General features: G+C 74.5%; 14 protein-coding genes. 9 read left to right on the top strand and 5 right to left on the bottom strand.

Features of this window, described 5'->3' with window-relative positions; all coding sequences use genetic code 11:
* Nucleotides 1-7: 7 nt before the first annotated feature.
* Nucleotides 8-325 (top strand): ArsR/SmtB family transcription factor, encoded by a 318-nt coding sequence (locus tag PUR61_RS23950; protein WP_329881432.1) that lies wholly within the window; start codon nucleotides 8-10, stop codon nucleotides 323-325.
* Between the two features lie 92 nt (nucleotides 326-417).
* Here PUR61_RS23950 and PUR61_RS23945 read toward each other — a convergent pair whose 3' ends face one another.
* The 3 genes from PUR61_RS23945 to PUR61_RS23935 form a co-directional block, all read right to left on the bottom strand.
* Nucleotides 418-1,344, bottom strand: a complete 927-nt coding sequence (locus PUR61_RS23945) for an ACP S-malonyltransferase (RefSeq protein WP_329881431.1) — start codon at nucleotides 1,342-1,344, stop codon at nucleotides 418-420.
* A 172-nt stretch (nucleotides 1,345-1,516) separates the two neighbouring features.
* On the bottom strand, nucleotides 1,517-2,953 hold the full coding sequence (locus PUR61_RS23940) for a class I adenylate-forming enzyme family protein (RefSeq protein WP_329881430.1): 1,437 nt from the start codon (nucleotides 2,951-2,953) through the stop codon (nucleotides 1,517-1,519).
* Nucleotides 2,954-2,995: 42 nt separating this feature from the next.
* The gene (locus tag PUR61_RS23935; protein WP_329881429.1) at nucleotides 2,996-4,114 is read right to left on the bottom strand and encodes an agmatinase family protein; all 1,119 of its coding nucleotides are present in this window, start codon (nucleotides 4,112-4,114) and stop codon (nucleotides 2,996-2,998) included.
* 607 nt (nucleotides 4,115-4,721) lie between these two features.
* On the opposite strand from PUR61_RS23935, the gene PUR61_RS23930 reads away from it, so the two are divergent.
* The 5 genes from PUR61_RS23930 to PUR61_RS23910 all read left to right on the top strand — a co-directional run bounded on the left by PUR61_RS23930 (nucleotide 4,722) and on the right by PUR61_RS23910 (nucleotide 11,267).
* Nucleotides 4,722-7,436: an ATP-binding protein gene (locus tag PUR61_RS23930; RefSeq protein WP_329881428.1), complete on the top strand. Its 2,715-nt coding sequence runs from the start codon at nucleotides 4,722-4,724 to the stop codon at nucleotides 7,434-7,436.
* Nucleotides 7,437-7,748: 312 nt separating this feature from the next.
* The gene (locus PUR61_RS23925; protein ID WP_329881427.1) at nucleotides 7,749-8,594 is read left to right on the top strand and encodes an ABC transporter ATP-binding protein; all 846 of its coding nucleotides are present in this window, start codon (nucleotides 7,749-7,751) and stop codon (nucleotides 8,592-8,594) included.
* The gene (locus PUR61_RS23920) at nucleotides 8,591-9,481 is read left to right on the top strand and encodes an ABC transporter permease (protein WP_329881426.1); all 891 of its coding nucleotides are present in this window, start codon (nucleotides 8,591-8,593) and stop codon (nucleotides 9,479-9,481) included. Before PUR61_RS23925 ends, PUR61_RS23920 begins: the two co-directional genes overlap by 4 nt.
* Complete coding sequence (locus PUR61_RS23915; protein ID WP_329881425.1) at nucleotides 9,478-10,650, top strand: sensor histidine kinase; 1,173 nt, start codon at nucleotides 9,478-9,480, stop codon at nucleotides 10,648-10,650. Before PUR61_RS23920 ends, PUR61_RS23915 begins: the two co-directional genes overlap by 4 nt.
* Nucleotides 10,647-11,267 (top strand): response regulator transcription factor, encoded by a 621-nt coding sequence (locus tag PUR61_RS23910; RefSeq protein ID WP_329881424.1) that lies wholly within the window; start codon nucleotides 10,647-10,649, stop codon nucleotides 11,265-11,267. The genes PUR61_RS23915 and PUR61_RS23910 overlap by 4 nt, the downstream gene beginning before the upstream one ends.
* A gap of 52 nt (nucleotides 11,268-11,319) precedes the next feature.
* Here the strand turns inward: PUR61_RS23910 and PUR61_RS23905 are convergent, their stop codons facing one another.
* Together PUR61_RS23905 and PUR61_RS23900 are read right to left on the bottom strand one after the other, a co-directional pair.
* On the bottom strand, nucleotides 11,320-12,942 hold the full coding sequence (locus tag PUR61_RS23905) for a flavin monoamine oxidase family protein (protein WP_329881572.1): 1,623 nt from the start codon (nucleotides 12,940-12,942) through the stop codon (nucleotides 11,320-11,322).
* Between the two features lie 38 nt (nucleotides 12,943-12,980).
* Nucleotides 12,981-13,805: a carbon-nitrogen hydrolase family protein gene (locus tag PUR61_RS23900; RefSeq protein ID WP_329881423.1), complete on the bottom strand. Its 825-nt coding sequence runs from the start codon at nucleotides 13,803-13,805 to the stop codon at nucleotides 12,981-12,983.
* A 151-nt stretch (nucleotides 13,806-13,956) separates the two neighbouring features.
* Between PUR61_RS23900 and PUR61_RS23895 the strand changes: the two genes are divergently transcribed.
* The 3 genes from PUR61_RS23895 to PUR61_RS23885 form a co-directional block, all read left to right on the top strand.
* A complete protein-coding gene (locus PUR61_RS23895; RefSeq protein WP_329881422.1) occupies nucleotides 13,957-14,457 on the top strand; it encodes a PH domain-containing protein in 501 nt (166 codons plus the stop codon).
* On the top strand, nucleotides 14,454-16,163 hold the full coding sequence (locus PUR61_RS23890) for a PH domain-containing protein (protein ID WP_329881421.1): 1,710 nt from the start codon (nucleotides 14,454-14,456) through the stop codon (nucleotides 16,161-16,163). The genes PUR61_RS23895 and PUR61_RS23890 overlap by 4 nt, the downstream gene beginning before the upstream one ends.
* A gap of 151 nt (nucleotides 16,164-16,314) precedes the next feature.
* The coding region (locus PUR61_RS23885; protein WP_329881420.1) for a type I polyketide synthase at nucleotides 16,315-23,198 on the top strand (6,884 nt) is incomplete at its 3' end.

Here is a 23,198-nt window from a genome sequence, read left to right as displayed (position 1 = left end):
GTCCCGGATGCCCGACGACGAAGGCCACCCGAGCGTCGAGGAGATCGAGCTCGGCCCCGTGCTCTCCGCGCTGGCGGATCCGCTGCGCCGCCGCGTGGTGCGCGAGCTGGCCACCGGACCCGACGGCGCCGCGCGGACGTGCAGCTCGTTCGCGCTGCCGGTCTCGAAGGCGACCGTCACGTACCACTTCCGCGCCCTGCGCGAGGCCGGGCTGATCCGGCAGGTCGACCGGGGCAACAGCCGGATGGCCTGCCTGCGCCGGGCCGACATCGAGCAGCGCTTCCCCGGGCTGCTGGGCATCGTGGCGGCCGAGCCGGAGGGGTGAGCGCGGGCGCGGGGAAGTCCCGTCCGGGCCGGCGCGCGTGACGTACGCTCACGCCGGGCCCGCGCCCGGGGCTCGCACGAGGCGCGGCCGGGTCAGCGGGACGCCGTGGCGCGCCGGCGGGGGCGGACCATGACCCGTCGCAGGTCGCAGAGTTCGACGTCGAAGTTCTTCGCGGTGGTGCGCAGCCGGGAGAGCATCGCGTCCGGGCCGGTGATCCAGAGCCGGTCGACGCCCAGTTCGCGCAGCGACCGCGCGGTGTCCACCCAGCGGATCGGGCTGACGAACCCGTCGAGCAGGGCGGTCCGCAGCTCCGCGGGCCCGGTCAGGACGGCCCCGTCGTAGTAGGAGACGATCGGGATCCTGGGCGCCGCCAGGGTGTACCGCGCGTACACCTCCTCCATCCGGGCCCTGACCCCGGTGAACAGGGACGTGTGGGCGGGCGGGCGCATCGTGTAGAGCGAGTAGCCGCCGGCTTCGCTGATCGCCGACTTGAAGGCGGCCAGTTCCGCCTCGCGCAGCGACACCATGTGGAAGTCGGTGTCCATCCGGCCGGAGACGTCGTGCCACTCCAGGCCGCCCAGCAGCGGGTCGAGCCGCTCCTCGGGCACCCGGACGAACGAGTGGGTGACGATGTCGCGGTGCTCGGTGGCGAAGTACTCGCGCTCGACCCGGGCGATCTCGTCGACCAGCCGGACGGTGTCGGCGAACGGCAGCGCGCCCGTGTAGGCCAGGGCGGTCCGCTCCCCGAAGCTCGGGCCGGCGCAGTACTCGGGTGCGGCGCCGAGCCGCTGCTCCGCCCACTCCGCCAGGGCCAGGCACGCGACGAGCACCGCCACCTGGACCGGTTCGGCGTAGTCGTCGTCGGCCGGTGCGTCGGCCAGCGCGTCGGCGAGGCGGTAGCCGAGTGCCTCGTCGGCTTCGGCGAGCCGCCGGCGCGCGAGCGGATGGATCATCAGGAACGTGCCGAGCTCCTCGCGGCGGACCGGGGAGAGGGCCGGGAAGACGATCGCGGCGGTCATCGGGGGGCCTCCGTGGGTGCCCCGCCCCGCGGGGCGGGGCGGGAGCGGTCGACTGCGGTGCGGGGGAGGGGGAGCCGGTCCGACGCCCGCGCCGCGCCGCCGGAGGGAGCACCGCCGAGCGGCGCGCCGCCGGTCGGTGCCGCGCCCTCCGGGGCGGCGTGCGGGCCGCGGCTCACGAGTGGACCGGCTTCTGGGCGGCGGGCGGGGCGGCCAGCCTCTCCAGCGCCTTCCGGTCGGGCTTCCCGTTGCGGTTGAGCGGCAGCCGGTCCAGGACGACGACCCGGTTGGGCTGCTCGTAGGCCGGCAGGACCGCGCAGATCCGCTCCCGCCAGTGCGCGGCGTCCGCGCCGGTCTCGTCCTCGACGAAGAACACCAGGGAGCTGCCGCGCCGTTCGTCCGGGACCGCGATCACCTTGGCCGAGCAGCCCGCCTCGGCGATCCGCGCCTCGATCCGCTCGGGGTAGAGCGTGTAGCCCATCCGGTGCACGGCCAGCTTGCGGCCGAGGACGGACAGGTTGCCGTGCTCGTCCAGGCGCCCGAAGTCGCCGGTGCGCCGCCAGCCGCGGGCGACCGGGGCGAGGTGGCCGTCCGGGCCGAGGTAGCCCTCCATGAGCTCCGGCGAGTCGACCTCGATCTCGCCCGCCTCGAACGGGCCGAGCACCGCGCCCGCGTCGTCGACGATCCGCACGCCCATGCCGACGACGGGCCGGCCGGTGGCCACGGGGTTGTCCGCGGTCGCGAAGGCGACGTTGCCCAGCTCGGTGCTGCCGTAGCTGTCCAGCAGGGGCTTGCCGCACAGGTCGACGTACCGGTCGACCAGGGTGGGGTCCAGCGGGGCCGCGCCGCTGCAGAACAGCCGCACGCCGCGCAGGTCGGCCGTCGGGTCGGGGCGCCGGCTGACGATGTTCCAGATGCTGCGGTAGGTGGCGGGCGTCGCGTCGAGCACGGTGGCGCCGGTCCGGCCGGCCATGGCGACCGCCTGGTCGACCCGGCGGTACGGGGCGACCACCAGGGAGCAGCGGACCAGCCAGGCGATGAACACCATGGAGAGCCCGTACTGGTGGGAGAACGGCAGCAGCGGCAGCAGGACGTCGTCCGGGCGGTGGCCGATCTGGGCGGCGTTGCGCTCCAGGTTCCGCAGGAACCGCGCGCCGGTCTTCACCACGCCCTTCGGGACGCCGGTCGACCCGGAGGACCACATGATCAGCCCGTCCGGCAGCCCGCGCCAGAGGTCGAGGTCGAGCGGGCCGTCCAGCTCGGCGGGCGGCCGGGACCCGGCGGCGGCCAGCAGGTCCTGGACGAGGACGGTCCGGTCCCCGGCGGGCGGCAGCGCGTTGCCGTCCACGACGGTCAGCGAGGCCCGGGTCAGCCGGTGGATGCGGGTGGTCTCCTCGGCGGTGTCCTGGTGGTCGAGGAGCACGATCGAGGCGCCGGCGTGGGCGAGGCCGAGCAGCACGGTGATCCAGGCGGCCGAGTTGTCCGCCTTGAACAGCACACGGGTTCCCGGCCGGACGCCGAGGTCGGCCAGGACCGCGGCGACGCCGACGGCCGATCGCTCCACGTCGGTCAGGGACTGGGCGGAGTCGGGTGCGAACACAGTGGCGGTCATCGGCGGATGCCGTCCTTCCGCGGGTGTCGGATGCAGGCGGGGTCAGATCAGCGGGAACTTCAGCTGGCCCGACGCGATCGGATTGACGTAGTCGGCGCTGGTCATTCCGGCCTTCTTCATCGCCAGGCCGGTCAGGCCCTCGAAGATGGCCCGGCGGGCGTTCATGGTGGTGGAGTAGCCGGGGTCGAGGTGCGGCGCGATCTCGACGACGTCCATCCCGATGACGTTGGTCTCCGCGCACAGCCGCCGGAAGGCCGGGAACAGCTCACGCGGGGTCAGCCCACCGGGCTCCGGCGTGCCGGTGCCGGGCGCGTAGGCGGGGTCGAGGACGTCGATGTCGAGCGACAGGTAGATGAACTCCGGTCCGTCGTGCACCTCTTCGATGACCTTGTCGAGCACCGCGTTGAAGCCCAGCCGCTCGATCTCGACCATGAAGTGGGTCCGCATGCCGTTGCGGCGCATCCAGTTGAACAGCGCGTCGTCCGGGCCGGTCGGCGTGCGCAGGCCGATCTGCACGAAGTTCTTGCCGGGGATCCGCTTCTCGTCGATCAGGCGCCGGAGCGGGGTGCCGTGGGTGACGCGGTGGCCGAAGATGTGCTCGTGGCAGTCGGGGTGGGCGTCGAAGTGCACCACGCCGATCTTGTCCGGTCCGTACAGGTCGGCGAGCGCGCCGACGCTGGCGATCATGAGCGAGTGGTCGCCGCCCAGGATGACCGGCACGGCCCCGACGTCCGCGACCTCGCGGACCGTCGCGGCGATCGACGGCAGCGACTTCTCGACACTGAAGATGTCGATCGCCGCGTCCCCGTAGTCGACCACCTTGAGGAGGTTGAACGGGCTCACCCGGGTGCTGGCGTTGACCAGGAGCTCGGGGGTGTTGAAGAGGTAGCGCTCGTCGGAGCGCAGTGCGCGCGGTCCGTAGGCGGCGCCGCGGTGGCCGGACGAGGAGTCCAGCGGGACGCCGAACACGGCGACGTCGACGCCGCCGGCGCGCAGGTCCTCCTGGTCGAGGCAGACCGGGACCCCCATGAAGGTGGGGATGCCGGTGTAGGCCGGCTGGAGGAAGTTGCGCCGGAGGTCGATCGGGCCGGGTGCGCGGGAGGGAGCCTGCGACCGGTCGATCGGAATGCGCCAGGAGTCTTCGGCATCGTTTTCCGTCACGCTGATTCCTTACCGTGGCCTGACCGTCAATTGGCTTTACGGCGATATCGTCAACACGCTCGCGGCGGCTTCCCAACGCCGACGGAAGGCTATGGAGCGGTGTTTAGCGGGCCAACCCCAGCGGATCCCCTATCGGGCGGAGGGTCGCAGGGGTTCGATTCGCCCGCAAGGCCCGAAGAGGCAGGGGATGCCCCGATTTGCACCGGAGGCGCGACCGCGGGGATCCGGGGCCCGCGGAGCGGTGGTCCGCGGTTCGTCCAGGGAGCGTCGGAGGTGGTGGCGCGCCTGCGGAGGCGGCGCGACCGACCCCGTGAGCACCGCAACTCCCGTGCGGGGCACGCCCAAACATCTGATGCCCTTTCGGGCACATGATTTTTTGTTCACATCGCGTACTCCATCGATTCAATGGGGGATCACCTTCCGAGGGGCATACTGAGGCCGTCGCACGAAGAGATCAAATGCATTTTTTACGGTGATAGCGGCGAAACATATCGATGCCACGTTCATTCGGCCGAATGTCGCGCCGTCTTTCTCGGGTGCGGCGGAGAGCCGCGGGCATCGGCGGATCGCCGGACCAATGGATGTGCCCTCGGGGAGGACCACGCAGGTGTTTGTCGAACGTCAGGAGCAGCTCGCCGGTTTCACGGCCGCGCTGGAGGATTGCCGAGCCGGAAACGGCCGGCTGCTGTCAGTCGTCGGCCCCATGGCCAGCGGGAAGACCACGCTGCTGCGCGCGTTCACGGAGCACGCCGAAGCGGCGGGGTTCCACGTCCTGTGGGCCACCGGCTCCCGGACCGAGCGGGAGCTGCCGCTGAGCCTGGTCAACCAGTTCTGCCACGGCTTCCCGTCCCCGACCGACCACACCGACCGGGCCGGACTGATCCGCGAGGTGCACAACGCGTCCGCGGCACTGCTGGCCAACAGCGAGCGGGCGCCGCTGGTCGTCGCCGTCGACGACCTGCACCACGTCGACCCCCTCTCCCTGCACTGCCTGCTCTACCTGGTCCGGCGCATCCGCAACGCGCGGGTCCTCGTGGTGGTCAGCGGCCGCGACCTGACGGAGCCGACCGATCCGCAGCTGTACGCCGAGCTGATGGTGCTGGCGGCCGACAACCACATCGAGATCCCGCCGCTCTCCCGGCACGGCGTCGGCGAACTGCTCGCCGCGGCCTTCGGGACCCACCCGGCCGACCCGCTCGTCGACGCCTGTACCCGGGCGTCCGGGGGGAACCCGCTGCTGGCCCGGACGCTGATCGCGGACCTCCGCAGCGCCGGCGGGCCCGGCCTGGACCGGGACGGGCAGGTCGTCCCCGGCCGCGCCTACACCGCCGCGGCCCGCAGGTACGTGGAACGCTGCGAACCGGTGACCCGGCGCGTCCTCGCCGCCGCCGCCCTGCTGGACGGCCGCCCGCCGGCCGGCCTGCTCACCCTCGCCCGGCTGGCCGAGGTCGACACCGCGGCGGCCCGGCGGGAACTGTCCGGCCTGGAGAACGCGGGCCTGATCAGCGACGGCCGGCTCCCGCACCCGCAGGCCCGCCAGGCGGTGCTCGACCAGCTGCCGCCCGAAGCCCTGACCGACCTCCACCTGAGGGCGGCCCGGATCCAGTACGAGGGAGGGGCGGCGCCGCTCCCGGTCGCCCGCCACCTGCTGGCGGCCGGCCGGACACCGGCCTGGGCCGGCCCCGTCCTCGGCGCCGCCGCGGAGGAACTGCTCGGCAGCGGCGACGCGGACCTCGCCACCGCCCTGCTGCGGCTCGCGCACGACGGCGCGACCGACGAGGCGGAGCGCGTCGCGTTCAAGGTCGCGCTGCTCCGGGCGGAGTGGTGTACCGACCCGGCCTCCGCCGGGCACCGACTGGGACAGCTCACCGACGCCGTCCGGACCGGCCGGGTCGACGTCGCCGCACGCGTCACCACCGCGTACTGCCTGCTCTGGCTGGGGCGCACGGCCGAGACGGTCGAGGTGCTCGACGGCCTCGCCACGCTGGAGGCCGACACGGAGGAGCGCGCCAGGATCCGGCTCCTCACCGCATGGACCCGGTTCACCCACCCCGGCCTGCTCCGCGACGACCCGGCCGAACCCTGGGCACCGCAGCGCGCCGCCGAGACCGTGGTCAACACCAAGGAGGCGCTGGCCCAGGCCCTGGAGACCGTCCTGGTCAAGGGCCCGAACAGCGCGGCGGTGATCACGGCCGAACAGGCACTGCCCCGCTCGTCGGCCCGCGGCGACGCCCTGACCATGCACGTCGCGGCGCTCACCATCCTCATCTACGCCGACCAGCTCGAAACCGCGACCCAGTGGACCGACCGCCTGCTGACCCAGGCCCGCGAACGCGGCGTGTCGTCCATGGAGGGCATCCTGACGGCGATCCGCGCCGACATCGCGTACCGCTCCGGCCGGCTCGCCGACGCGCAGCGCCACGCCGAGGCCGCGCTCGCCACCATGTGCCGCGAGAGCTGGTCGACCGCGGTCGGCGGCCCGCTGGGCACCCTGCTGCTGGCGCTCACCGCACGCGGCCGGCTCGCCGAAGCCGCCCGCTACCTCGACGAGCCGGTCCCGGACGCGATGTTCGAGACCGTCTGGGGCCTGCACTACCTGCGGGCACGCGGCACCTACTACCTGGCGGCCGGTCAGCCGGAGGCCGCCCTGGACGACTTCACCACCTGCGGCGACCTGATGGCCCGCTGGAACCTCGACCTGCCGGCGCTCGCGCCCTGGCGCATCCACGCGGCCCGCGCGCACCTGGCCCTCGGCCGGCCGCAGCAGGCCCGCATGCTGGCCGAGAGCCAGCTGACCCAGCTGGGCCAGGAACCGAGCCGGACCAAGGCGGCGGCCCTGCGCGTGCTGGCCGCGGTCTCCCCGCTCGCCCAGCGCCCCACGCTGCTGCGCGAGGCCGCCGAGATGCTCCGCGGCTGCGGCGACCTGCTGGAGCTGGCCCACACGCTGGCCGACCTCAGCCAGGCCCAGCGCTCGCTCGGCGACTTCCACCGCGCCCGAATGACCGTCCGGCGGGCCTACGGCCTGGCCGGCGACTGCCAGGCCGACGGCCTGCGCCAGCGGCTGCTCCCCGACGTCGACGACGCGGCGCCGGAGGAGGCCGAGGAGTCCTACACGGAGGCCCTCAATTCGCTCAGCGACGCGGAGCGGAGGGTCGCCGTCCTGGCGGCCCAGGGCAACACCAACCGGCAGATCGCCAACCGGCTGCTGGTCACCCTGAGCACCGTCGAGCAGCATCTGACCAAGGTCTACCGCAAGCTCAGCGTGACCCGGCGGGCCGACCTCCTGGCGAAACTCGGGCCGAGGGTCAGCAACGTCGCGTGAGCTCCGCCGGCGGGCGGGCGGCCCGGTGGGCGGCCCGCCCGCCGGCCGGCTCACGGGCTCGGCGAGGTGCCCGGCGGAGCACCCGTGTCGGGGTGCTCCGCCGGGCACCCACGAGGGGTCGACCGGCCGACGGGTGTCCACGCTCGGAGGCTAGACCCGGCGCCCACCGGGCCCAACCCCTAGCGGACCCCGGTCGGTCGGTGCCCGGACGGTCCGCGCACGACGTCCGCCGACCGGTGTCGTCCGATCGACGGACAACTGTCGGTCCACCGGCCGTCGCGGCCCACCGGCCCGGCGGCCGAAGCTGGCACGGTGACAGAAGCGGTGCAGGTACGCGGCCTACGCAAGGCCTATCAAGGGGCTCCCGCCGTCGACGGCGTGGACCTGGACATCGGGGACGGCGAGATCTTCGCGCTGCTGGGCCCCAACGGAGCGGGCAAGACGACGACCGTCGAGATCCTCGAAGGGTTCCGCAAGCGCGACGCCGGCAGCGTCCGGGTGCTCGGCGAGGACCCGGAACGCGCGCCCCGGCGCTGGCGGTACGGCATCGGACTGGTGCTGCAGAACGCCTCCGACATGGCCGACATGACCGTCACGGAGACCGTGCGCCACTTCGCCGGGTACTACCCCGCCCCCCGCCCGGTCGACGAGGTGATCGAACTCGTCGGCCTGACCGGCAAGGCCGGGAGCAAGGTGCGGACGCTCTCCGGCGGGCAACGGCGGCGGGTCGACGTCGCGATCGGCGTCGTCGGCCGGCCCCGGCTGCTGTTCCTCGACGAGCCCACGACCGGGTTCGACCCGGAGGCGCGCCGCCAGTTCTGGTCGCTGATCCGCCGGCTCTCCGAGGAGGACGGCACCACGATCCTGCTGACCACCCACTACCTGGACGAGGCCGAGGCACTCGCGCACCGGGTGGGCGTCATCGCCGGCGGCCGGATCCTCGCCGTCGACACCCCGGCCGACCTCGGCGGGCGCGCGTCGGCCGAGGCCACCGTGAGCTGGTCCGAGAACGGCGAGCCGCGTCAGCTGCGCACCGCCGGCCCCACCGCCGCCGTGGCGGACCTCTCCGCCCGGTTCGACGGCGAGGTCCCCGGACTGGTCGTCACCCGGCCTTCGCTGGAGGACGTCTACCTCGACCTGATCGGAGGCTCCCGATGACCACCGCGCCCACCGCGTCCACCGCGCCCACCGAAACCACCGCGCCCGCCGCGTCCACCGGGCGCCCGGCCCCGGGCACCGTCCGGGAACCGTCGGTCCTCGGCCTCTGCCTGGCCCGCGGCGGGGTCGAGCTCCGCCAGTTCTTCCGCGAACGCACCGCCGTGATCTTCACGTTCGCACTTCCGGTCGTGCTGCTGACCCTGCTCGGCTCGATCTTCGACCGGCAGCTCGGTGCCTCCGGCATCCCCTCCAGCCAGCTGCTCGCCGCCGGCATGATCGCCGGCGGGATCGGCTCGACCTGCTTCGTCAACCTCGCCGTCAGCATCACCAGCGACCGCGAGGACGGCACGCTCAAGCGGCTGCGCGGCGTACCGATGCCGCCGATCGCCTACTTCGTCGGGAAGATCGTGCTGGTCCTGGTGACCGCCGTGGCCGAGATGGTGATCGTCCTGGCCGTCGGCGTGCTCTTCTACGACCTGCCGTTGCCCACCGACGTCACGCGCTGGGCGACGTTCGCCTGGGTCTTCCTGCTGGGCGTGACCGGCTGCGCGCTGCTCGGCACCGCGATGAGCAGCGTTCCGCGCTCGGTGCGCGGCGCGGCACCCATCGTCAACCTGCCGTTCCTCGTCCTGCAGTTCGTCTCGGGTATCTTCATCGTGCCGCTGACCACGCTGCCGACGGCGTTGCAGCACATCGGCGCCGTGTTCCCGCTCAAGTGGATGGCACAGGGCTTCCGCTCGGTGTTCCTCCCCGACTCGGCGGCCGGTGCGGAACCGGCCGGCGCCTGGGAGCACGGACGCATCGCCCTGGTGCTGGCGGCCTGGTGCCTCGGAGGTCTGATCCTGTGCCTGACCACGTTCCGCTGGCAGGGAAGGAAGGACGGTTGAGTCGCGCCCCCGACGAGTGGCTGCGCTGGCAGCCGGTCTGGGACGCGTACTTCGTCCTGGTCAGCGCGGCCGGCCTGGGCGGCGTCCTGCTCACCGGCGGCCCCGGCCCCGCCCGGCGGGCCGGGGCCGCCGCGCTGCTGGTCGTGCTGGTCGCCGCGCACCTGGCGCTCGGCCGGCGGCTGATCCGCACCGGCCGGGGCACCCGGCAGGCCCTGCTCTACCAGGTGGGCGTGGTCCTGGTGTTCGCCGCCGCGGTCGGACTGACGACCAGCAGCGCGCTCGTCCTGTTCGCGCTGTGCGCACCGGCGTTCATGACCACCGGCCCGGTCGCCGGCACGCTCGCCGTGCTGGCGATGAACCTGGTCTGGCTCGGGGTCGCGCTGGCCGGGGACACCTTCCCCGGCTCCGGCGGGCTGCCGGCCGTCGTCGGGACGACGGTCGCGGCGCTCTCGGTCGTCCTCGGCGTCTGGGTGAGCCAGATCATCCGGCAGAGCACCGAACGGGCCGTGCTGATCAGGGAGCTGGAGGCCGCCCGGGCCGAGCTCGGCCGGGTGTCCTACGAAGCCGGACGGGCCGCCGAACGCGAGCAGGTCGCCGACGTCATCCACGACACCCTCGCCCAGGGCCTGTCCAGCACGATCATGCTGCTGCAGGCCGCCGGCTCGGCGCTGGAGGCCGACCCCGCACGGGCCCGCCACTACCTGGAGGTCGCCGAGGCCACCAGCCGCGACAACCTGGCCGACGCCCGGGCGCTGATCACCGCCCGCCCCCTGCCCGAGGCCACCTCCGCCTCCCTCGTCGACGGGCTCCGCCGCGAGGTCGACCGCCTCCGGGACGTGCACGGCATCGACGCCACCCTCCAGGTGGACGGAGCCCCCGATCCGGCGGACACCGCGCTCAACGTCGACCTGCTCCGGCACGCGCAGGAGGCGCTGAGCAACGTCCGCAAGCACGCCGCGGCCGGCCGCGTCGAGGTCGTCCTCGCCACCGACGCCGGCGGCGTCCGGCTGGAGGTGCACGACGACGGCGGCGGGTTCGCCGCCGACACCGCCACGGCCGGCCACGGCCTCCCGCTGATGCGGCGGCGGCTGCGCCAGGCCGGCGGCGAGCTGGAGGTCGACTCGGCGCCCGGCGAAGGCACCTCCCTCCGGATCCGGGTGCCCGCATGACAATCACCGTCCTGCTGGTCGACGACCACCCGGTGATCCGGGCCGGCATCCGCGCGATGCTCCACGACCAGCCCGAACTGACCATCGTCGGCGAGGCGGTGTCCGGCTCCGCCGCCCTGGCCGCCGCCCGCGAACTGACGCCCGACGTCGTCCTGATGGACCTGCGGATGCCCGACGGAGACGGGGTCGGCGCCACCGAGGCCATCCTCGCCGAGCTCCCCGCGACCCGCGTGGTGATCCTCACGACCTACCGGACCGACGGTGACATCCTCCGCGCGGTCGAGGCGGGGGCCGTCGGCTACCTGCTGAAGGACACCTCGCCGGCCGAACTCGCCCAGGCCGTCCGGGCCGCCGCACGCGGCGAGACCGTGCTCTCCCCGGCGGTCGCCGCCACGCTCCTCGGCCGGGTCCGCCAGCCCCGCACGGAGACGCTGTCCCGCCGGGAGGCCGAAGTCCTGCGCCTGGTCGCCGAAGGGCTGACCAACGCCGCCGTCGGGCGCGCCCTGCACATCACCGAGGCCACCGTGAAGACCTACGTCGTACGGATCTTCACCAAGCTGGGCGTGTCCGACCGCACCGCCGCCGTCATGGCGGCGGTGCAGGCCGGAATCCTCTGAACGGGACGGCGGACCGCCGCCCGGTGCCCTCCCGCCCGGCGGGCCGTCCCGTTCAGGAGGGCAGCTCGATCGGCGCCAGCGCGGGGAAGTCGTCCCCCGGGCCCGGGTTGCCGGCGGGCGTCCGGCCGCCGAGGTGGTGCAGGACGCCCCAGACGGCGTTGAGCGCGGTGGTCACCGCCCCCTCGGCGAACCCGCCGGTCCACGACACGTCGTCACCGGCGAGGAAGACCCCGCGCTGGTGCGCGGGAAGCGCGTCCTGCACGAAGTGCGTGAAAAGGCGCCGCTGGTAGCGGTACTGGCCGGGCAGGTTGCTCTTGAACGCGCCCATGAAGTGCGGCTCGGTCTCCCACGTCACCGCGACCGGCGGCGCGATGATCCGGCTGCGGACGTCCACGTCCGGATAGATCCTGCGCAGGTGCCGGAGCATGACGTCCAACCGCTCCTCGGCCGACAGCGCGGCGGTCTTCAAGGAGTCGTCGTTCCAGGTGTACGACAGACACATCACCCCCGGCGCGTCCGGGCCGTCGTCGAACAGGTAGACGCCCCGCGGCGCCCGGTCGGTGAGCGTCATCCCCATCACCGGACGCCCCGTCCGGTCGTCGACGTCCTGCCAGAACGGCCGGTCCACCAGCGCGAACAGCTTCGAGGCGCCCATGTAGTGGGTGCGCTCGACCGCGGTCCACACGTCGTTCGGGAACAGGTCCTCGGCCGTGTCGATCCCGGACAGCAGCAGCCGCACCTGCGGAGTCAGCACGGCCGCCGCGAACTCGGCGGCCCCCTCGGCCGTCTCCACCGCGATCCCGCCGTCGCTGCGGGAGAGCCGGGTGACCGCGGGCCACGGCCCGTCGGGGTGCAGATCCGCCAGCGAGGTGCCGGCCGGCCAGTAGGCCGACCGGGCCGGCGCGTGCCGCCACAGCCGCAGGGGGAGCTGCTGGGCGCCGCCGGTCAGCTCCCGGTGGCCCTCGTCGGCCCCGGTGTAGACGACCCGCAGGATCTCCAGCATCGAGTTGGGGAAGTCGGTGTCCCAGCCACCGGAACCGAAACCGACCTGACCGAAGATCTCCCGGTGCCGGAACGACGCGAACGCCGACGAGGACGCCAGGAAGCCGTAGAAGGACTGGTCGTCCAGGAGCGGCACCAGCCGGTTCCAGATCGCCTTGATCATGGCCGTGTCCCGGCGGCGGATCGCCGAGTCCATCGCGCTGAAGTCGGCGCCCTCCTCCAGCACCTTGGTCCAGGCGTCGTAGACCTCCTGGTACGCCGACGGCAGGTCCTCCGGCACCCGGGCGAAGTGCCGGTCGCCGTTCACGTCGACGACGGTGTGCGGCGTCGCCGCGGCCATCGGGTTCGGGAACGGCCGGGTCTCCAGCCCCACCAGGCCGATGTAGTGGAACAGCGTCGTGGCCGAGGCCGGGAACCGCATCGCGCCCAGCTCCGCGACCGTCCCGGGATGCCCCGGGAAACTCGCGGTCCGCATCCGGCCGCCGAGCTCCCCCGCCTCGAACACCACCGGACGCAGCCCCAGACGCATCAGCTCGTACGCGGCGACCAACCCGGAGATCCCGCCGCCGACCACCGCGACCGGCGTACCCAGCCGCCCGGGCGGAACCGACCCCAGACCGTCGGCGTGACGCACCCACCGGTCGTGGGCGAAGGGGAAATCGGGGCCGAGCATGGTGACCGGCGGCGCCGACAGGTCCGCCGCGAAGGCGGTCACTGCGCAGCGCCGTACAGTTCGGGCCGCCGGTTCAGCAGGTACGGGGTGGCCCGCCGGCTCGCGTCGATCGCCGCGCGGTCCACCTCGGCGACGAACAGCGCCTCGGCGTCCCCGGGCCCCTCGGCGCGGAGCAGCCCGTCCGGGCCGACCACCCGGCCGAGCCCGCAGTAGCCGTGCGGCCCCGCGCCGTACCAGTTGACGTAGGCCACGAAGAGCTGGCTCTCGAAGGCCCGCGCCGCGACCAGCGTCCGGGGGACGAACTCCCACGGGCGGACCAGCGCCGTCGGCACGACCAGCAGCTCGGTGCCGGCCAGCGCGTGCGCCCGCACGGTCTCCGGGAACTCCACGTCGTAGCAGATCAGCAGACCGACCGTGAGCGAGCCCAGCTTCGCCTGGACCACCAGCCGGTCCCCGGGCGCGAACACCGAGCGGTCGAACTCGCCGTACAGGTGGGTCTTGCGGTACCGGGCCGCCACCGCGCCGTCGGAACCGACGAGCTGGACGCTGTTGTAGACGCCCCCGTCGGCCAGTTCGGGCCAGCCGTACACGATCGCCAGACGATTGCGCACGGCGATCTCGCGCACGCCGTCGGCGAGCGCCCCGTCGGCCGGCTCCGCCAGCTCCACCGTGCGGGCCAGGCCCAACTGGTAGCCGGTCGCCGACATCTCCGGCGTGACCAGCAGCTCCGCACCGCCGTCCGCCGCCGCCGCGGCGGCCCGGGCCAGCCGCTCCAGGAAGTCGTCACGGCCCGACTCCCCGCCGATCCAAGCGGGTTGCCAGCACGCGACGCGCGTCGCCTTCGCTGTTTCCGAAGAAGTCATCGTTCGTTCGTCCCGAAATTCGAGGGCGTGATGAGGTGACGGAGAACTGATATCCGGGCCCGACCCGGCCGACAACCCCTAATCGCCTCGGATACCCCAGTGCCCCCGGCGGAGGTTGTCCGTGAATTGGATCGGCCTTTAGAGTGACGAGGTGTCCCGCCGCGAAGTACCGCGCCTCCGACCCCCCCGACACCGGCTCGAACGCCGCGCCCTGGGCTGGTGGAGCGCCCAGGCCGCCCTCGTCGCACTGCCCCCCGTCCTGATGCTGGCGCTGCTGACCGCGCTGATCCCGCCCGCCCGCACCTGGCTCGGACTCGCCCTCGCGATCGTCTCCGCCGCCGCACTCGCCTACCTGCTGGTGATGCCCGCCTGGCGGTACCGCGTCCACCGCTGGGAAGCCACCGACGACGCGGTCTACGCGGTGTCCGGCTGGTTCTGGCAGCGGGCCCGGATCGCCCCGCTGGCCCGGATCCAGACCGTCGACACCGCCAGCGGGCCCGTCCAGCGACTGTTCGGACTGGCGGGCCTCGTGGTGACCACCGCGTCGGCCGCCGGCCCGGTCCGCATCCAGGGCCTGGACCGCCAGGTCGCCGCCGACCTGGCCGAGACCCTGGCCGCCCGCGCCCAGGCCCTGCCCGGAGACGGCCAGTGACCGCAGAGCGCTGGCAGCGGCTGGACCCGCGCATGCCGGCGACCTGCCTCACCTGGCTGGTCCCGCCGCTCTGCTCCACCCTGCTGACCCTGCTGATCACCGGCGGCACCCTCGACCTCGCCGCCGCCATCACGCTGGGCTCCATCGGCCTCACCTGCCTGGTCATCGCGACACTCTTCGGCGTCCGGCTCCTGACCACCCGCTACCGGATCACCGACCAGCGCGTCGAACTGCGCAGCGGCCTGCTCTTCCGACGGCACCGTGCGGTGCCCCGCGACCGGATCCGCAGCGTCGACATCACCGCGAGCCCGCTCCACCGGCTGCTCGGACTGCGCACCGTCCGGATCAGCACCGGCACGCACGTCGCCGCCGACGACCGGCAACTCGCCCTCGACGGCGTGTCCCGGACCTCCGCCGAACACGTCCGGCGCCGACTCGCATCCGACGGGGCGACCGCGGACACCACCCTCGCCGTCCTGCGCCTGAGCTGGCTCCGGTACGCGCCGCTGACCGTCTGGGGCCTCGCCTGGATCGGATTCGTCGCCGGCGGATTCGCCCGCCTGCTCGACTCGCTGCGGATCAACCCCGCCGACGTCGGCTTCCTCCGCGCCGCCTGGACCGGACTCACCGCCCTGCCGCTCTGGGCCGCCGTCACCGTGCCGGTCCTGGCCGTCCTCCTGCTCGGCGCGCTCACCTCCCTGGTGACCTTCGTCGAGACCTGGTGGGACTACCGGCTCGACGAGGTCGACGACGGCACCCTCCGGCTGCGCCGCGGCCTGTTCAGCACCCGCTCGCTCTGGCTGGAACGCCGCCGGCTGCGCGGCATCCAGATCGCCGAGCCCCAACCCCTGCGGCTCGCCCGCGGCGCCCGGCTCAACGCGATCGCCACCGGGCTCGGCGCCGCCGACGACCGGTCGACGTCCACCAAGAGCGCGCTGCTCCCGCCGACGTCACGGCAGGAGACCGACCGGGTCGCCACCGCCGTCCTCGGCGAGGACCCGGACTTCCTGGCCGCCCTGCGGCTGGCCCCGGCACCCCGGGCGGCGCTGCGCCGCCGGATCACCTGGGCCCTGGCGGCGGTCGCCCTCGTCGAGACGCCCCTGGTGGTCCTCGGGGTGCTCCTGACCGACGTGCTGCTCCACATCGCCTGGATCTCGGCCCTCGTGCTGCTGCCGTCGGCGCTGGCCGCCGCCGTCGACGCCTACCGCAGCCTCGGCTGCGGCCTGCACGGCAGGTACGTGGTCACCCGCTACGGCACCTACGCCCGGCGCACCGTCCTGCTCGACCGGTCGGGAATCCTCGGCTGGGCCGTCCACCAGTCGGCGTCCCAGCGCAGGGCCGGCCTGGCCACGCTGGTCGCGGTGGTCGCCGCCGGCCGCGGCGGCTACCGGATCCGCGACGTCGCCCTCGCCGACGGGCTCGCGCTGGTCCGCGAAGCGACGCCCGGAATCCTCGACGAGTTCTTCGAGGCGGCACCTGACGGAACGCCCGGTCGGCCCGGGATCCCGGCCCCCGCCGCCGACGACGTCCCCGCCGCCGACGCCCCCGCTGCCCCCGCCGCCGCCCCCGCCGCCCCCGCCGCCGCCGACGACGCCGACGACGCCGCCGATGACGCAGCCCCCGCCGCCGCCGGTGATGCCGCCCCCGAGGACACGCGGCACGGAGCGTTCCGGGCCCGCCCGGACGAGCGGTCCCCCTCGGCCTGAACCCGGATCCGCCACCGGGCCCTCCCGCCGCGGGGGCCAGACCCCCTGCTCCCTAGGGGTGCGGTAGGAGCTGTGCCCCGGGAACCGGCTGGTTAGCCTCGCCGAACGGTGTGGGCTATCCACGGTTCTTCTCGCCGAAGGTGAGCGCTTGATGATGAGTTCGTCCGGGGACTTCGGAGCATCCGTGCCGAGCGGCAGTGCCGGAACGGGCACCGGGGCGGGGCCGGAGCTGCGGTCGCGCCTGGCCGCCCTGCCGGCGCCCGAGGCGCAGCAGGTGCTCACCGGCCTGGTGACCGAGCTCGCCGCCGCCGCGCTGCGCCGCCCGGCCGACGAGCCGGTCGCCGCCCACGGCACCTTCTTCGAGACCGGCTTCGACTCGCTGACCGCAGTGGAGCTGCACAGCCGGCTGACCGCCGCGACCGGACTCGCGCTCCCCGTGACGCTGGCGTTCGACTACCCGACGCCCGCCGCGCTCGCTCGCCACCTCTACGCCGAACTGCTCGGCCTCGCCCCGGAACGGGCCGACGGCGACACCGCCGAAGGACACGCCGACGAGCCGATCGCGATCGTCGGCATGGCCTGCCGCTTCCCCGGCGGGGTCGGCTCGGCCGACGACCTCTGGCACCTCGTGGAGTCGGGGACCGACGCGATCGGGGAGTTCCCGACCGACCGCGGATGGGACCTCGACGCGCTCTACTCCGCCGACCCCGACGAGCCGGGCACCAGCTACACCCGCCAGGGCGGATTCCTCTACGAAGCGGCCGGGTTCGACGCCGACTTCTTCGGGATCAACCCGCGCGAAGCGCTCGCCATGGACGCCCAGCAGCGCCTCGTCCTGGAGACCTCGTGGGAGGCGCTGGAGGGCGCCGGCATCCCGCCGGAGACGCTGCGCGAACAGCGCGTCGGCGTCTTCGTCGGTGCCGAGGCGCAGGAGTACGGGCCGCGGCTCCAGGACGCCACCGACGCCCTGGAGGGCTACCTGGTCACCGGCAACGCGGCGAGCGTCGCGTCCGGCCGCGTCTCCTACACCCTGGGCCTCCAGGGCCCGGCGCTCACCGTCGACACGGCCTGCTCGTCCTCGCTGGTCGCCCTCCACCTGGCCGCGCAGGCGCTGCGCCAGGGCGAGTGCACCATGGCGCTCGCCGGCGGCGTCGCCGTGATGGCGAGCCCGGCGTCGTTCGTGGCGTTCTCCCGGCAGCGCGGGCTCGCCGCCGACGGCCGGTGCAAGCCGTTCGCTGCCGCGGCCGACGGGACCGCCTGGGCCGAGGGTGTCGGCATGCTGCTGGTCGAGCGGCTCTCCTCCGCGCAGGCCGCCGGCAGGCGGGTGCTCGCCGTGATCCGGGGCTCCGCCGTCAACCAGGACGGCGCGTCCAACGGACTCACCGCGCCGAACGGCCCGTCCCAGCAGCGGGTGATCCGGCAGGCCCTGGCCAACGCGCGGCTGGAGCCGACCGACGTCGACGCCGTCGAGGCGCACGGCACCGGTACCACGCTCGGCGACCCGATCGAGGCCCAGGCGCTGCTGGCCACCTACGGCCGCGACCGGGACGGGGCCGCACCGCTCTGGCTCGGCTCCCTGAAGTCGAACATCGGGCACGCCCAGGCCGCGGCCGGGGTGGGCGGCGTCATCAAGATGGTGCAGGCCTTCCGCCACGACCTGCTCCCGAAGACCCTGCACGTGGACGAGCCGACGCCGCACGTGGACTGGACCACGGGCGCCGTGCGGCTGCTCACCGAGGCCCAGGGGTGGCCCGAGACCGACCGGCCCCGCCGGGCGGCGGTCTCCTCGTTCGGCATGAGCGGCACCAACGCCCACCTGATCCTCGAAGCACCGCCGGCGCAGGACCCCGCGCCCGCGGCGGCCCCGGCGCCCGGCTCGGCCCCCGCGCAGGGCGCACCGGACCGGGACACCGCGGACCGGGACACCACGGCGGCCCGGACGTTCGCGCTGCCGGTCTCGGGACGGACCCCGGAGGCGCTCGCCGGGCAGGCGGCACAGCTGCTGTCGCGGCTGGACGGGCCGGACGCCGGCCTCGCCGACCTGGGCCTGTCCCTGGCCACCACGCGCACCCACTTCGCCCACCGCGCCGTCGTCCTCGGCACGGACCGCGAGCAGCTGGCCGAGGGCCTCGCCGCGCTCGTCGCCGGGAGCCCGTCCGCCCGGGTGGTCACCGGGACCGCCGCGGGCCCGGGCCGGACCGCCTTCCTGTTCACCGGCCAGGGCTCGCAGCGGACGGCGATGGGCCGTGAACTGTACGCCACCGAACCGGTGTTCGCCGCAGCCTTCGACGAGGCAGCCTGGTACCTCGACCTGCAACTCGACCGGCCGCTGGCCGACGCGCTCACCGACGGCGACCTGCTCGGCCGGACCGAGTACGCCCAGCCGGCGATCTTCGCCGTCGAGGTGGCCCTGTTCGCGCTGCTCCGGCACTGGGGCGTCACCCCGGACGTCCTGGTCGGCCACTCGATCGGCGAGATCGCGGCCGCCCACGCCGCCGGAGTGCTGTCGATCGCCGACGCCGCCGCCCTGGTCGGCGCACGCGGCCGGCTGATGCAGGAACTGCCGCCCGGCGGCGCGATGCTGGCCGTCCGCGCGACCGAGACCGACGTGCGCGCGGCGTTCCCGGAGATCGACGTCGCGGCGGTCAACGGACCGACTGCCGTCGTGCTCTCGGGAGCCGCGGGCGACATCGACCGGGCCGAGGCGGCGGCGGCCGAGCTGGGCTGGAGGACCACCCGGCTGCGGACCGGCCACGCGTTCCACTCGCGGCTGATGGAACCGATGCTCGCCGAGTTCCGCCGTGTCCTGCGCTTCCTGACGTTCCACGAGCCGAAGCTGCCGGTCGTCTCCACCGTGACCGGACGGCCCGTCGAGCCGGGGCAGTGGAGCGACCCCGCGTACTGGGTCGAGCAGGTCCGCGAGCCGGTCCGCTTCGCCGACGCGCTGGCCGCGCTGGACGGTGTCACGGTGCACGTGGAGCTCGGGCCGGACGCCGTCCTCACCGCGCTCGCACAGCAGGCCGCCCCGGAGACACTCTGCGTCCCGCTGCTGCGGCGCGACCGGGACGAAGCCGCCACCGCGGCCGCGGCCCTGGCCGCACTGCACGCCAACGGCACGGCGGTGGACTGGCCCGCCCTCTTCCCGCACGCCCGGGTGGTGGACCTGCCGACCTACGCGTTCCAGCGACAGCGCTTCTGGCTGGAGAGCGCTCCGGCGCGCTCCGGTCCGACCGACCCGACCGACCCGGGCGACGCCGGCTTCTGGGCCGCGGTCGACCGCGCCGACCTCCCCGCGCTCGCCGCGGAGCTCGGCGTCGACACCGCGGCCGTGGCCGAGGTCCTGCCGGCGCTCGCCTCCTGGCGGACCCGCAGCCGCGAACGCTCGCTCGTCGACGGCTGGCGGTACCGCGTCACGTGGCAGCCGGCGGCCGAGGCAGGCACCCCGGCCGTGGGCGCAGCGGCGACCGCGACCGCGACGGCGGTGGCGGTGGCGGCGACCGAGGCCGGGAGGGCCGGCCTCACCGGCACCTGGGCACTCGTGGGCGACGACGCCCACGGCCTCGGCGCGCTGCTCGCGGCGCTCGGGGCGACCGTCGTGCCGCTGACCGACGCGGCGGCCGCGGCGGACCTCGACCTCACCGGCGTGGTGGCCTCCCCGTCCTCCGTGGGCGAAGCACTGCGACACGTCCGGGCGCTGGCCGACACCGGCTGCCGCGCCCCGCTGTGGCTGGTGACGCGCGGCGCCGTCTCGACCGGCCGCTCGGACGGCGCCGTGGACGTCGACCAGGCCGCGCTGTGGGGCTTCGGCCGCGTCGTCGGCCTGGAGCACCCCGAGTTCTGGGGCGGCCTGCTGGACCTGCCCGAGGCCGTCGACTCCCGTGCGGCGGCCCGGATCGCCGCCGTCCTCGGCGGCGCGCTGGGCACGGAGGACCAGATCGCGGTGCGCACCGGCGGCGTGCTGGTACGCCGGCTGGAACACGCGCCGGCGAGCACGGCGGCCCCCGCCTGGCGCCCGCGCGGCACGGTGCTGATCACCGGCGGCACGAGCGGCCTCGGGGCCGAGGTCGCCCGGTGGGCGTCCGACGGCGCCGAACGGCTGGTGCTGGTGTCGCGGCGCGGAGCGCGGGCGCCCGGCGCGGCGGAGCTGCTGGCCGAGCTGCCGACCGCGGAGATCCACGCCTGCGACCTGGCCGACCGGTCCGCGGTCGAAGCCCTGCTGACGGCGGTCGGCCCGATCGACTCCGTCGTGCACGCGGCAGGCGTCGGCGAGGACGCGACGCTGGTCGAGGCCGACGACGCCCACCTGGACCGCGTGCTGTCCGGCAAGGTCGACGGGGCGTTGCACCTGGACGCGCTGGTCGGTACGCGACTCGACGCGTTCGTGGTCTTCTCCTCCATCTCCGGAGTCTGGGGCAGCCGCGGCCAGGCCGCGTACGCGGCGGCCAACGCCGCCCTGGACGCCCTCGTCACCCGCCGCCGCGCCCACGGACTGCCGGGCACCGCGATCGCCTGGGGCCCCTGGGCGCGGATCGGCATGGCCGCCGACCAGGGCGAGACCGAGCTGCTGCGCCGCCAGGGCCTCCTCCCGCTGGCGCCCGCCCAGGCGATCACCGCCCTGGCCGCCGCGGTAGGCGGCGGGGACGGCGCCGTCACCGTCGCCGACGTCCGCTGGGCCGAGTTCGTCCCGCTGTTCGCCTCGGCCCGCCCGCGCCCGCTGTTCGACGCTCTGCCCGAGGCCGCGGCGACCACCGTCGGCGGCACCGTGTTCTCCACCCTGGGTCAGCGCCTCGCGGGCCTCGCCGCAGGGGAGCGGGCGCGGTTCGTCGCGGACCTGGTGCGCATGCACGTCGCCGTGGTCCTGGGCCACACGTCCGACGAGGCGGTGGCGCTCGACCGCGCGTTCAAGGAGCTGGGCTTCGACTCGCTCACCGCCGTCGAGCTGCGCAACCGGCTGCAGGCCGCGACCGGCCTGGCGCTGCCGGCGACCCTGGTCTTCGACCACCCCAGCGTCGAGCGGCTGGCCGCCCACCTCCTCGAAGAACTCGGCGGCTCCGTCGAGGCGGTCGACGCCGTCGGCGTCCCGCGGACGGCCGCGGCCGACGACGACCCGATCGTCGTGGTGGGGATGGCCTGCCGGTTCCCGGGCGGCGCGGACACCCCCGAGGCGTTCTGGAACCTCGTGGCCTCCGGCGCCGAGGCGATGGGCGGTTTCCCGACCGACCGCGGCTGGGACCTGGACGGCCTGTACCACCCCGACCCGGACCGCGCGGGCACCTCCTACGCCCGGGAGGGCGGATTCCTCTACGGCGCGGGCGAGTTCGACGCCGACCTGTTCGGGATCTCGCCGCGCGAGGCGCTCGCGACGGACCCGCAGCAGCGGTTGCTGCTGGAGACCACGTGGGAAGCGCTGGAGAGCGGCGGCTTCGACCCGACGGCTCTGCGCGGTGCCCAGATCGGCGTGTTCGCCGGCTCCAACGGCCAGGACTACGCCAGCCAGCGGCACGACGTCCCCACCGACCTGGAGGGGTACCTCGGCACCGGAACGGCCGGCAGCGTCGTCTCCGGGCGGCTCTCCTACACGTTCGGGCTCGAAGGCCCGGCGGTGACGGTGGACACGGCCTGCTCCTCGTCGCTGGTGGCCCTCCACCTGGCGGTGCAGGCGCTGCGGTCGGGCGAATGCTCGATGGCCCTGGCCGGTGGTGTGACGGTGATGTCCACGCCGGACGCGTTCATCGACTTCTCCCGACAGCGGGGACTCGCCCCTGACGGCCGGTGCAAGCCGTTCGGCGCAGGCGCCGACGGCACCGCCTGGGGCGAGGGTGTCGGCATGCTGCTCGTGGAGCGGTTGTCGTCGGCGCGGGCTGCGGGTCGTCGGGTGCTGGCGGTGGTGCGGGGTACGGCGGTGAACCAGGACGGTGCGTCGAACGGTCTGACGGCGCCGAACGGTCCGTCGCAGCAGCGGGTGATCCGGGCCGCGCTGGCGCAGGCGGGCCTGTCGGCGTCCGACGTGGACGCGGTGGAGGCGCACGGCACCGGTACCGCCCTGGGCGACCCGATCGAGGCCCAGGCGCTGCTGGCGACGTACGGGCAGGACCGGGACGGCGGCGAGCCGTTGTGGCTGGGGTCGGTGAAGTCGAACATCGGGCACACGCAGGCCGCGGCCGGTGTCGCGGGCATCATCAAGATGATTCTCGCGATGCGGCACGGTGTGCTGCCCGCGACGCTGAACGCCGACGAGCCGTCCCCGCACGTGGAGTGGGCGTCCGGCGCGGTGTCGCTGTTGACGGAGTCGCGGCCGTGGAGCGCCGGGGACCGGCCTCGTCGGGCGGGTGTGTCGGCGTTCGGTGTGAGCGGGACGAACGCGCACGTGATCGTGGAGGAGCCCCCGGCGGTCGAGCCCGCTGCTGTGGCGGCGGTGGAACTGCCTGTGGTACCGGTGCTGTTGTCCGGCCGGACCCCGGACGCGCTGCGGGCCCAGGCCGAGCGGCTGGGGGCAGTGGCAGGCGAGGACCTGCCCGGAATCGGCCTTGCGTCGCTCTCCCGTGGGGCATTGGCTCACCGGGCGGTGGTCCTCGCCGGTGGGACCGGTGAGTTGATCGGTGGCCTGGGCGCGGTGGCGTCCGGTGCGGGTGGTCTGACGGGCACCGCACGGGCGGGCGGGGTGGCGTTCCTGTTCACGGGTCAGGGTGCGCAGCGTGCGTCGATGGGCCGGGGGTTGTACGAGGCTTTCCCGGTCTTCGCGGACGCGTTCGACCAGGTGGCGTTGCACGTGGATGCCCATCTGGACCGGCCGTTGGCTGAGGTCCTCGCGGACGAGGAGCTGATCCACCGCACCGGGTACGCGCAGCCGGCCCTGTTCGCGGTCGAGGTCGCCTTGCACGCGCTGCTCACGCACTGGGGTGTGCGGGCGGACGTGCTGGTCGGGCACTCGATCGGCGAGGTTGCCGCCGCGCACGTGGCCGGGGTGCTGTCTCTGCCGGACGCGGCCACGCTGGTCGCGGCGCGCGGCAGGTTGATGCAGGCCCTTCCGGCGGG

It is taken from the genome of Streptomyces sp. BE20 (genome assembly GCF_036322525.1).
GTDB lineage: Bacteria > Actinomycetota > Actinomycetes > Streptomycetales > Streptomycetaceae > Kitasatospora.
The sequence above is the reverse complement of the archived record's forward strand: the minus strand, read 5'-3'. Positions and strand labels throughout refer to the sequence as shown.

Bases quoted from the DNA above. Each gene is read 5' to 3' on its own strand.
- PUR61_RS23950 (WP_329881432.1), top strand. From the start codon at position 8: ATGCCCGACGACGAAGGCCACCCGAGCGTCGAGGAGATCGAGCTCGGC.
- PUR61_RS23945 (WP_329881431.1), bottom strand. From the start codon at position 1,344: ATGACCGCCGCGATCGTCTTCCCGGCCCTCTCCCCGGTCCGCCGCGAG.
- PUR61_RS23940 (WP_329881430.1), bottom strand. From the start codon at position 2,953: ATGACCGCCACTGTGTTCGCACCCGACTCCGCCCAGTCCCTGACCGAC.
- PUR61_RS23920 (WP_329881426.1), top strand. From the start codon at position 8,591: ATGACCACCGCGCCCACCGCGTCCACCGCGCCCACCGAAACCACCGCG.
- PUR61_RS23910 (WP_329881424.1), top strand. From the start codon at position 10,647: ATGACAATCACCGTCCTGCTGGTCGACGACCACCCGGTGATCCGGGCC.
- PUR61_RS23905 (WP_329881572.1), bottom strand. From the start codon at position 12,942: ATGCTCGGCCCCGATTTCCCCTTCGCCCACGACCGGTGGGTGCGTCAC.
- PUR61_RS23900 (WP_329881423.1), bottom strand. From the start codon at position 13,805: ATGACTTCTTCGGAAACAGCGAAGGCGACGCGCGTCGCGTGCTGGCAA.